The organism is Archangium sp. (genome assembly GCF_036277355.1).
Lineage (GTDB): Bacteria > Myxococcota > Myxococcia > Myxococcales > Myxococcaceae > Archangium.
This window is the reverse complement of sequence record NZ_DASUNC010000088.1, coordinates 31,661-40,864: the sequence shown is the minus strand read 5'-3', so window position 1 is coordinate 40,864 and position 9,204 is coordinate 31,661. Positions and strand designations below refer to the sequence as shown.

At 69.8% G+C, this 9,204-nt stretch carries 12 protein-coding genes; 7 read left to right on the top strand and 5 right to left on the bottom strand.

Annotated features, from left to right (window positions below; all coding sequences use genetic code 11):
* Positions 1–225: 225 nt before the first annotated feature.
* Genes VFZ09_RS23390 through VFZ09_RS23380 form a run of 3 tightly spaced genes read left to right on the top strand, consistent with a single transcriptional unit; the run spans position 226 to position 3,401 of the window.
* On the top strand, positions 226–1,998 hold the full coding sequence (locus VFZ09_RS23390) for a vWA domain-containing protein (RefSeq protein WP_329729851.1): 1,773 nt from the start codon (positions 226–228) through the stop codon (positions 1,996–1,998).
* 16 nt (positions 1,999–2,014) lie between these two features.
* A complete protein-coding gene (locus VFZ09_RS23385) occupies positions 2,015–2,974 on the top strand; it encodes a hypothetical protein (RefSeq protein WP_329729850.1) in 960 nt (319 codons plus the stop codon).
* 52 nt (positions 2,975–3,026) lie between these two features.
* On the top strand, positions 3,027–3,401 hold the full coding sequence (locus VFZ09_RS23380; RefSeq protein WP_329729849.1) for a hypothetical protein: 375 nt from the start codon (positions 3,027–3,029) through the stop codon (positions 3,399–3,401).
* Here VFZ09_RS23380 and VFZ09_RS23375 read toward each other — a convergent pair.
* The 4 genes from VFZ09_RS23375 to VFZ09_RS23360 all read right to left on the bottom strand — a co-directional run bounded on the left by VFZ09_RS23375 (position 3,381) and on the right by VFZ09_RS23360 (position 5,974).
* Positions 3,381–3,647 (bottom strand): hypothetical protein, encoded by a 267-nt coding sequence (locus VFZ09_RS23375; RefSeq protein ID WP_329729848.1) that lies wholly within the window; start codon positions 3,645–3,647, stop codon positions 3,381–3,383. The two genes, VFZ09_RS23380 and VFZ09_RS23375, sit on opposite strands and share 21 nt — an antisense overlap.
* A 92-nt stretch (positions 3,648–3,739) precedes the next feature.
* Positions 3,740–4,108 (bottom strand): hypothetical protein, encoded by a 369-nt coding sequence (locus VFZ09_RS23370; protein ID WP_329729847.1) that lies wholly within the window; start codon positions 4,106–4,108, stop codon positions 3,740–3,742.
* Positions 4,109–4,154: 46 nt separating this feature from the next.
* Positions 4,155–5,705 carry a TIM-barrel domain-containing protein gene (locus VFZ09_RS23365; RefSeq protein WP_329729846.1) on the bottom strand — a complete coding sequence of 517 codons (1,551 nt, stop codon included), beginning with the start codon at positions 5,703–5,705 and terminating at the stop codon, positions 4,155–4,157.
* Positions 5,597–5,974, bottom strand: coding sequence for a hypothetical protein (locus tag VFZ09_RS23360; RefSeq protein ID WP_329729845.1), 378 nt, complete (start codon positions 5,972–5,974; stop codon positions 5,597–5,599). Before VFZ09_RS23360 ends, VFZ09_RS23365 begins: the two co-directional genes overlap by 109 nt.
* A 131-nt stretch (positions 5,975–6,105) precedes the next feature.
* On the opposite strand from VFZ09_RS23360, the gene VFZ09_RS23355 reads away from it, so the two are divergent.
* Positions 6,106–6,372, top strand: coding sequence for a hypothetical protein (locus VFZ09_RS23355; protein ID WP_329729844.1), 267 nt, complete (start codon positions 6,106–6,108; stop codon positions 6,370–6,372).
* An 18-nt stretch (positions 6,373–6,390) separates the two neighbouring features.
* Here the strand turns inward: VFZ09_RS23355 and VFZ09_RS23350 are convergent, their stop codons facing one another.
* A complete protein-coding gene (locus VFZ09_RS23350; RefSeq protein ID WP_329729843.1) occupies positions 6,391–7,050 on the bottom strand; it encodes a DUF2231 domain-containing protein in 660 nt (219 codons plus the stop codon).
* Positions 7,051–7,288: 238 nt separating this feature from the next.
* Between VFZ09_RS23350 and VFZ09_RS23345 the strand changes: the two genes are divergently transcribed.
* From VFZ09_RS23345 to VFZ09_RS23335, 3 genes are all read left to right on the top strand, one after another.
* Positions 7,289–8,242: a DUF1684 domain-containing protein gene (locus VFZ09_RS23345; protein WP_329729842.1), complete on the top strand. Its 954-nt coding sequence runs from the start codon at positions 7,289–7,291 to the stop codon at positions 8,240–8,242.
* A gap of 125 nt (positions 8,243–8,367) precedes the next feature.
* Positions 8,368–8,613: a hypothetical protein gene (locus tag VFZ09_RS23340; RefSeq protein ID WP_329729841.1), complete on the top strand. Its 246-nt coding sequence runs from the start codon at positions 8,368–8,370 to the stop codon at positions 8,611–8,613.
* Positions 8,614–8,625: 12 nt separating this feature from the next.
* Positions 8,626–9,204: a HesA/MoeB/ThiF family protein gene (locus tag VFZ09_RS23335; protein WP_329729840.1), complete on the top strand. Its 579-nt coding sequence runs from the start codon at positions 8,626–8,628 to the stop codon at positions 9,202–9,204.

Below are 9,204 nucleotides of genomic sequence, written 5' to 3'. Positions count from 1 at the left end.
CACCTGTCTGCTCACCTGCCAGGAGACCTGCCCCTGGAGGAATCTCGCGCCTGAAATCCCCCCGTCAGGAACCTCGGGAAGCGTCGTCCTTCGGGGCAGAACGAGAACATCGCGCCCGGCCGACCCGGCCCCACACGCCCCATTGACCTGAAACGTCAATTTGACCATCCAAGTCAAATCCATGGCCGGGTCACTCGGGCGCGACCTTTCCTGGAGGGGCAGCACATGACGACGCACAACCCGGCCAACCCCACGCTTCCCGAGGCCCAGCGCGGCCCGGCGGAGAAGCTCCTGGACCTGGTCCTCGGGGGCTCCGCCCACCTGTGGCACAACCGCCCGGGACTGGACGTGAACGGCGTCTGGCATGCGGCCCAGGGCGCCAGCGCGGAGCTCGCGCGCCGCTCCACCCCGGTGAAGCCCGGCCTCTTCGTGCCCGCCGCGGTGAAGCTCTACCGCCAGCTGCTCGACATCTACCGGCTCAACACGGACCTGATGGCGCACTTCGCGTCCTACGCGCTCACGCAGACGGACTGGCGTGACCTGAAGGTGGCCACGTGCGCGCTGATGCTCGTGCAGAGCCACTCCGGCCAGCCCGTGCGCGAGGACGACGGCTCCATCGCGTTCCTCGACGACGACTTCCGCTCCATCGGTGAGGCGATGATCCTCCACTACGAGCGCAAGTCCACGCGCATGCTCACGCCCAAGGCGGTGCTGCGGGTGGCCGAGCTGCTCGAGACGCCGGAGATCGCCCGCCTCAACCGCGAGGCCGGTTTCGGGGACCCCGCGTCCCGCAAGGCGCCCATGGGCCGGTGGAAGACCGTCGCCACGAAGTGGCTGCGGCTGCGTGAGCAGAACGTGCCCATGCTCCAGGGCCTGGTGAAGGCCGGCTACAAGGAGACGCTGAAGAAGATCGCCCGCAAGGCCGGTTACAAGCCGGTGACGCAGGCCTTCTTCGAGGTGCTCGGCTGGAAGCAGAAGCAGGCGGCCGCGGGCCACCGCTCGGTGGGCCTGGAGGGTCTCCACCTCGTGAAGCGGGAGCGCTTCGATGGGCTCTCGGAGGCGGAGATCTGCGAGTGGATCGAGCTGGAGCGCCTCTCCTACAAGGAGGTGGTGGGCCGGCTGCCCAAGGACCTGGGCCTGACGCCGGCCATCATGGCGGCGCTGCTGCCCTCGCTGTCCGACCGGGACCTGCGCATCCTGACGCCCACGCTCGAGGAGCTGGGGTTGATGTCCGACGCGGCCATCCGCGCGCGGTGGGAGAAGGCGGTGCGGACGGCGACGGACCAGCGGGCGCTCCACATCGTGAAGAACGTGCGCAGCCAGGAGCTGAAGACGAAGCTGGAGGAGGCGAGCGACAACGCGGCGAAGGCGGCGGTGGCGGAGGCGACGGCGGAGACGGACGTGCGGGTGATGTTCCTCATCGACAAGTCCGGTTCCATGGAGGGTGCCATCGAGCAGTCCAAGGAGGCGCTGTCGCGCATCCTCGCGGGCTTCCCGCTGGAGAAGCTGCACATCGCGACGTTCGACACGATGGGGACGGTGCTCAAGCCGAAGGCGGCGAGCCGTGCGGCGGTGCAGCACATGCTGCAGGGCATCAAGGCGTCGGGCGGCACGGCGCACGCGGCCGGTGTGCATGCGCTGCACCGGGCGGGGATGCGGGTGCCGGAGGAGGCGAAGCTCATCTGCATCGTCGTGGGTGACGAGGCGGGTGAGGCGGGTGACCAGTTCGCCCGGGCCTTCCGCGAGTGCGGCTACACCGTGGCCGCCATGGCGATGCTGGTGAGTGTGGCCAGCGCCGCCAACCGGGGCAACACCGTGCGCACGTGCGCGGGGCAGATGAAGGTGCCGTTCAGTGAGGTGTCGGTGGATCAGTTCGATGACCCGTACCAGGTCCCCCGCGTGCTGAAGGCGCTGATGGACGCGCCGACGGCGGCCGGGGCCAGCCAGTCCGGCTGGGTCGAGCGGGTGATGCGTACGCCGCTGCTGAAGGTGGCGTGAGAAAGGAGTGGGTGTCGTGGACTACCGGAAGTTCCTCGGGAAGGTGGAGTCGGCGGTGTTGCCCTACTTCGGTGGGGCGTCCGTCGATGCGCCCTCGCGGCGGCTCCGCGTGTCCACGCCGCCCGCTCCGGGCTGGTGGCGCTTCGAGGTGCAGGGGCGCACCGCCACCGCGCGGGAGCCGGCCGGGCCGGAAGGGCTCGACGGGCTCCCGCTCGTTCGTGGACATCTGTGGGGCACGCGCCTGGTGCGCGAGGGCGCGGTGGCCGAGCCGGTGCACCTCCTCCCCGAGGAGGAGCCGCCGCGCTTCTCGCCGGTGCGCGCCCGGCGCTGGCATGACGGCTCGCTCGTTTTCGAGGAGGTTGAATTCGAGGGCGAGGCCGAGGGCACGGCGCGGCTCATGCTGGAAGAGGGCCGGACGCTCGCGGAGGTGAAGGCCGTGCCGGCCTCGCTGCGGGCGGCCTTTGGCTATGCGGTGCTGGAGGGTGCCTCGCGCGCGCTCGGCATCCGCTTCTCTCCCGTTGAGGTACGTGGGCAGGTGCTCTCCGTGTCCGAGGGAGGCCGTCCCGCGGCCGAGGCCCGGTTGCGGGCGCTGGCGTCCGAGCGCGAGGTACACGTGCGGGCGGTGGAGACGCGGCTGCTGGCGCTGGAGGCACAGCGGCGGCGGGTGGAGGAGGCCGCGCGGCTGGACGCGAGGCATTCGCGGCAGGCGCACGGGGCGACGCGGGTGGAACGGGTGCTGGAGTCGGCGGGAGCGCGGCTGCTCGACACGCGGCGGCTGGGGAGCGAGCGGCTCGAGGTGACGTTCGGCTTCATGGGCGAGCGCTTCATCAGCATCGTGGAGGCGGACACCTTGCAGGTGGTGGACGCGGGCATCTGCCTCGCGGGGTCGGACCGGCAGGTGAACCTGGAGAGCCTGCCATCGGTCATCCGCGAGGCCATTGAGGACGACGTGCTGGTCATCACCCGGCACGCTTGAGACGAGACGCCCCTCTCCCCCCTGGGAGAGGGGCGGGGGTGAGGGTCTTCCCATGAAGCCGCGTGAGGTCTGCCTGCTCATTGGCCGGGACGGGACGGTGCTGTGGAGCGATGCCTCGGACAGCCCGGTGTGGCTGCCGGACTCGCGAGCGCGCTGGGAGGCCATCTGGCGGCTGCGCGGGGAGCTGGAGGAGATCTCGCACAGCCACCCCGTGGGTCCGCTGGGCTTCAGCGCCGAGGACGAGACGACGATGGCCGCGCTCACCGAGGCGCTCGGGCGGCCGGTGCGCTTCTCGGTGGTGGCGCCGGACGGCATGGTCGTGCGCGAGGGCGGCCGGGACGTGCGCGTCACCGAGGAGCCCACGTGGACCAGGAGCCTCCGCGCGGACTCCGGCATGCGCCGACGGTCAGACAACCTTGTGCTGTGACGCGAACTCAGCGGCGAGCTCGAGGAACTTCTGGATGGCACGGAGGTGGTCTCCGCCACAATCCTCAAGGCATTTCCTGGCCCATCCGCCTTCCTGCGGAAACTCCTGCTTCACGTCGCGAAGCCAAGCGAGAAACTCCTGGTAGGAGTCATTGGGTACACGGTTGTAATACAGGGTGAGCTCGCTACCTTGGACGAAGGCGTTGAAGCGATGGATGTCCACGGCCCCGATGAACATCTCGAGCATGGTGCCATCGCGAAGCTCATCCCGAATGAACAGCAGGATGTCGAGAGTGCTGACATGACGGCCTCTCCAATCCATGGGTGGACGCATGTGACTCAAGGAGACACCACCGTCTTGATGATGGGCTCACCAGCCATGATGATGCTTTGGAGGTAATCCTTTTCGAGCATTCCTCCGGACCCCGTGAATGCATCGTAAATCCTCCCCCCATACCGGACTGCAATATGAAAATTGTTGTCGGACATGATGGCGCGATTCTGCCACGAGAGATATTGGCCTTGGCTGCTCGAGATGCGGACATACTCAGGCATTCCACCAAAGTTTTTGAAGCGAATCGAATCTGGCAGAGCCGCGGCCAGAACCATCGTGGCCGGCGAGAGGGAGGGTTGTCCCGCACTCCCTGCATGACCAAGGCGTGCCACCAAGAGGAGTCCACAAATGAGCAACCTGCAGAGCACGCGCATGCCCGCAGTGTATCCAATCGAGATAGCACCTTGAAAGCGGTGGGGCTCAGAGCCGCACTTCCAGCCGCTGCCACCTGGCGTCCACCGTGAGCTCGAGCACCCCGTCCCGCATGCGGTGCTCCCGCGCGCCCACCACCTCACGCGGCACTGGCACCCCGTAGAGCCGCAGCGTCTCCGTGTCACGCGCCAGCGGCAGCGAGCCCTCCGTCCTCCGCTCCAGTACGAAGCGCTCCCCTCCCCGCTCTCCACTCAACCGCGTGAGCCGCGACTCGCCGTAGCCCTCGCCCGCGTCCTCGTACAACCGCGCCTCCACCCGCTCCGCCACGTGCACATGCCACGTCAGCTGAGACCAGTTGGCCGAGGTGGTGTGCAGCGCGGGCTCGGTGAGGGCCAGCGCGCCTCCCGCCCGCAGCCACATCGGCACCGTGCCCAGCGGCGCCTCGGCGATGACGTGCTGATTCCCCTCCATGGCCTCCTCTGGAACCCCCAGGTTGAAGAGCGGAATCCACCGGCCCTCGGGCAGATACACGAGCCTCCGTCTCTGGCCCTGGCGCACCACCGGAGCCACGAGCAGGTCCTTCCCGAAGAGAAACGCGTCATCCGTGCGCAGTGCCTCCTCGTCTCCCGGCGCGTACATGACGAGCGGGCGCATCACCGGCAGCCCTTCCACGGAGGCCTCGTGTGACAACGTGTAGAGCGTGGGCAGCAGCCGGTAGCGCCGCTCCAGGCACTCGCGCGCGAGGGACAGGTACGGCTCGCCGAAGCGCCAGGGCTCCTGCGGAGGCGTCCCCTTCCCGGAGTGGTTGCGCATCAACGGGTAGAACGTCCCCATCTGCATCCAGCGCACGAGCAACTCCCCATTCGCGCGGCCAAGGAACCCAGGCACGTCCACGCCCACGAAGGACACACCGGACAGGCCCAGCCCCAGCAGCATGGTGAGCGAGAGCTCCAGGTGTGCCCAATAGCTGGAGTTGTCCCCCGTCCACACCGCCGCGTAACGCTGAATCCCGGCCGAGCCCGCGCGCGTCAGGATGAAGGGCCTCCGCTCGGGAGCCAGCTCGCGCATGCCCTCGTACGCCGCCCGGGCCATGCCGAGCGCATAGACGTTGTGCACCTCCAGGTGGCGCCTGTGGCCATGCCGTGCGTCGTGCGGCAGCGTGGGTCCCTCCACCTTGCCCAGATGCACCGCCGGGGCCGTCTTGATGTCGAAGGTCTCCCGGCCATTCAGCAGCGAGAAGCACGCCGGCTCGTTCATGTCGTTCCAGACGCCGGCGATGCCCGCCTCCAGGAGGCCCTGGTGCCACCGGCCCCACCACGTGCGCACCTCCTCGCGGGTGAAGTCCGGGAAGGTGGCGGGCTTGGGCCACACCTCGCCGAGCAGCACGCTGCCCCGGTCGTTGCGCACGAGGAAGTCCCGAGCGAGCGCCTCGTCATAGACGCGGTAGCCCGGCTCGGCCTTCACCGCCGGATCGATGATGGGGACCAGCTTCACACCCTGCGCGGCCGCCTCGCGCGCCAGGCCCGCGGGGTCCGGGTAGCGCGTCCGGTCCCACGTCCAGACCTTGTAGCCCTCCATGTAGTCGATATCGAGGGACACGCAGTCCAGCGGAAGCGGTCCACGGGATAGTCCGGCATGACCTCGCCGGAGACGTCCTCGCACCGGGCGAGCTCCCGGCCGGCGGCGTCGAGCAGGCGCCAGGTGCCCCGGGCCAGCGTCACCTCCAACGAGAGCGCCTCCGTCACCACCACCGCCACCCCGCCCTGCTCCTCGCGGCGGACCGAGAGCGGCAGCTCCCGCTGCTCCACCACGGCCCAGGACTGTTTGACCGGCAGCTCGCGAGGCCCCAGCGCGGTGTGCTTGAACACCGGGAGGTGTCGTAACCGCAACACTCCGGGCAGGGGACAACTCACCTGCAGTGCGGCACGCGGGCCCCAGAAGGTGACACGGGTGGGCTCTACGGACAGGTCTTCGAGGCGCATGGTCTAAGATGGGGCCCGTGAGCACGGACAACCCTGAAGACAGAGGACGGACGGATCGCTGGCAGAGCCTCGTGGCGGGCGCCTTCCATCTCGACGAGACCCTGGACTCCAAGGAGGTCCCCGTCGATGGCCCGGGAGCGGCCGCGCACGCCCTGCGCTACCTGGAGAGCCTGCTCGAGACCTTCCCCTCGAGCGTGGATCCCGTGGAGGACTTCGAGGGCTACGCCGTGCGGCGCATGCTCCTCTCCCTGCGGCGCGCCCTGGTGCACCAGGGCGGCCGCTGAGCGCCCCGGGCAGCGGCACTACACCGGACGGAACTCGGGACGGGACTCCCCGGACTCCACCGCGGGCTGCTGCTCCAGCTTCTGTTCGACGGCCGTCACGCCGAACGCGCTGGGGTCGAGCTGCTCGCGGCCGGAGAAGACCTGGCGGGCGCGGCCCAGCAGCCACCCGAGGCCCTTCACCGCATCCCGCAGCAACCGGGCGGGCGCCTGGCGCGAGGCCAGCGAGGGGCTGAGCAGATCCAGGTCCTCGCCCTTCATGGTCAGCTCCTTCACGCCCACGCCGTGCGTGTATACCATCTCGCCGCCCAGCCAGCCGGTGTAGGCCGCCATGGCGAACGCGCCCAGCCCCACGAGGCTGGAGAACAGCGACGAGCGGTGCCCGGTGCGCCACGCGGCCACGCCGAACGCCCCGAGCACGAGGCCCACGTTGCCCAGGCCGTGCAGGAACATCATGTCGCGCGAGTGCCGGTCCGCCTTCACCTCCTGCGACGCGGCCATCCCGGCGAACCCGGCCAGCAGCCCACTCGCCGCCGTGGTCCACCACAGCGTCCGTGCCGCGCTGTCCAGCTTCTCGTTCCCGGTGAGCGCCGCCGTCAGGTCCACCACCACCGTGGACGGCAACAACGCCAACGGCGCGTGGATCAACGTCGGGTGCAGCTCGTGTACGCGCATGTCCATGACAGTCCTCCTCGTCCTGGAAAGCTTGGGGCGCACCGCCCGGCGGACAACCCGCCCCACCGGACTCCACGAGGCCCTCCGGGGAGGGACGGACGAGGTGGCGAGCCTCTTGCCAACCCGTCTGGCCATGGGCAGACCACCGGCCGCCGCCAACCCCGCGAGCACTCCCCGCGCGCCTCCTCGCTTCCCCGCCTCGCGGGTGGTGGACGGGCCCCGAAGGTCTTGTCATGGTCGGGCCATGCGCATTGCACGTCTGCTCACCTTGTCGACGCTGGCGTTCGCGACCCCCTCGGTCGCCGCGCCCCCGTCCCGACCCGCCATGAAGAAGCCCGCCACCACGAAGCCCGCCGAAGCCAGGCCCACCGAAGAGAAGCCGTTCGACCTCGAGGCCGAGACGCGCGCCTGGCACCAGAAGCGCATCGCCAACCTCACGTCCGAGGACGGCTGGCTCAGCCTCGTGGGCCTGCACTGGCTGAAGGAGGGAGACAACCGCGTGGGCTCCGCCGAGGACAACGAGGTCGTCTTCCCCCAGGGGACGCCCGCGCACCTGGGCACCCTCACGCGCAAGGGTGGCACGGTGACGATGACCGTGCAGCCCGGGGTCTCCCTCACCCGCGCGGGCCAGCCCTTCAAGGGCGGGGAGCTGGGCGCCACCGAGTCCGACGCGGACGTGCTCGCGTTGGGCTCGCTGCGCTTCTACGTCATCCGCCGGGGAGAGAAGCTGGGCCTCCGGGTGAAGGACGCGGAGGCCCCCGCTCGCAAGCAGTTCCACGGCATTCCCACCTGGCCGGTGAGCGCCACCTGGCGCGTGGAGGGCCGCTTCGAGCCGGCGGCCAACCCGCGCAAGGTGCCGGTGCCCAACGTGCTCGGCACGGTGGAGGAGATGACGTCGCCGGGCACCCTCTTCTTCAAGGTGAATGGCGAGGAGTACCGGTTGGATCCGGTCCAGGAGAGCCCCACGGAGCCGCTCTTCATCATCTTCGGGGACCTGACCAACCGGACGGACTCCTACGGCGCGGGGCGCTTCCTCTACGCGGACCCGCCCAAGGACGGGAGGGTGGTGCTGGATTTCAACCGGGCCTACAACCCCCCGTGCGCCTTCTCGCCCTATGCCACGTGCCCGCTGCCTCCGCCGCAGAACCGGCTGAAGCTGCGCGTGGAGGCCGGCGAGAAGCGCTACGGCGACCATTGAGGGTCAGGAAGAGCGTCAGGAAGAGCGTCAGGAAGACCCGCCCTCCCGCGTCCCCAGGGCCATGAGCCCGGTCCGCGAGCCTCCCCACGAGGCCCGGACCGGGCCGCCCCCAAAGGAGGCGTGACATGGCGACGCTGAACATCACCTACAACGGCCTGTCCTCGGACCTGCCCCTGGAGCTGGACGGCCACGTGTCCGACGTGGACGTGCGGCGCATCGCCGTGGAGGTGGTGCGCTCGGGTGGAGCGCCGGGGCTGCACATCGCCCACCTGCGCGAGGACGCCTTCGTCCACTACGTGGTGGACCGGTTCCGCGGCCCCCGCGGGGACGAGCGCATCTACCTGCGTCCCAAGGTGCCCTTCGGGGCCTGAGGAGGGCCGGCCATGCGCATCCTCTTCTGTGGTGTGGGGGCCATCGGCTCCACGGCGGCGGTGCTGTGCCGCAACCTGGAGGCCTCGCTCGTCTTCGTCGACTTCGACCGGGTGGAGTCCAAGAACCTGCTCGCGCAGGCCTTCGTGAAGCCCTCGGTGGGGAAGAACAAGGCCGAGGCGCTGAAGCTCCAGCTGCTCAACCTGCACGGGGTGAAGGCGGAGGCCTTCGGCGTGCGGGTGACGCGCGACAACGTGGCGGCGCTGTGCACAAGCGCGGACCTGCTCGTCGACTGCTTCGACAACCAGGCGAGCCGGGTGCTGCTGAGCGACTTCGCGCGCACGGCGGGCAAGCCGCTGGTGCACGGGGCGCTGGCGGCGGACGGCACCTTCGGGCTGGTGCGCTGGGACGAGCGCTTCGTCCCGGACGCCGAGGACACCGCGGGTCAGGCCACCTGCGAGGGCGGGGCCCACCTGCCCCTCATCGGCCAGCTCGGCGCCACGCTCGCGCGGGTGGTGCAGGACTTCGTGAAGCACGGCACCCGCCGCGACGCGATGGTGAGCCTCGTGGCGGTGACGCCCACGGCGTCGTGA

What these genes read in the sequence shown, in the direction of transcription:
- VFZ09_RS23390 (WP_329729851.1), top strand. Translation starts at nt 226, where the DNA reads ATGACGACGCACAACCCGGCCAACCCCACGCTTCCCGAGGCCCAGCGC.
- VFZ09_RS23380 (WP_329729849.1), top strand. Translation starts at nt 3,027, where the DNA reads ATGAAGCCGCGTGAGGTCTGCCTGCTCATTGGCCGGGACGGGACGGTG.
- VFZ09_RS23375 (WP_329729848.1), bottom strand. Translation starts at nt 3,647, where the DNA reads ATGCTCGAGATGTTCATCGGGGCCGTGGACATCCATCGCTTCAACGCC.
- VFZ09_RS23370 (WP_329729847.1), bottom strand. Translation starts at nt 4,108, where the DNA reads ATGCGCGTGCTCTGCAGGTTGCTCATTTGTGGACTCCTCTTGGTGGCA.
- VFZ09_RS23350 (WP_329729843.1), bottom strand. Translation starts at nt 7,050, where the DNA reads ATGGACATGCGCGTACACGAGCTGCACCCGACGTTGATCCACGCGCCG.
- VFZ09_RS23345 (WP_329729842.1), top strand. Translation starts at nt 7,289, where the DNA reads ATGCGCATTGCACGTCTGCTCACCTTGTCGACGCTGGCGTTCGCGACC.
- VFZ09_RS23340 (WP_329729841.1), top strand. Translation starts at nt 8,368, where the DNA reads ATGGCGACGCTGAACATCACCTACAACGGCCTGTCCTCGGACCTGCCC.
- VFZ09_RS23335 (WP_329729840.1), top strand. Translation starts at nt 8,626, where the DNA reads ATGCGCATCCTCTTCTGTGGTGTGGGGGCCATCGGCTCCACGGCGGCG.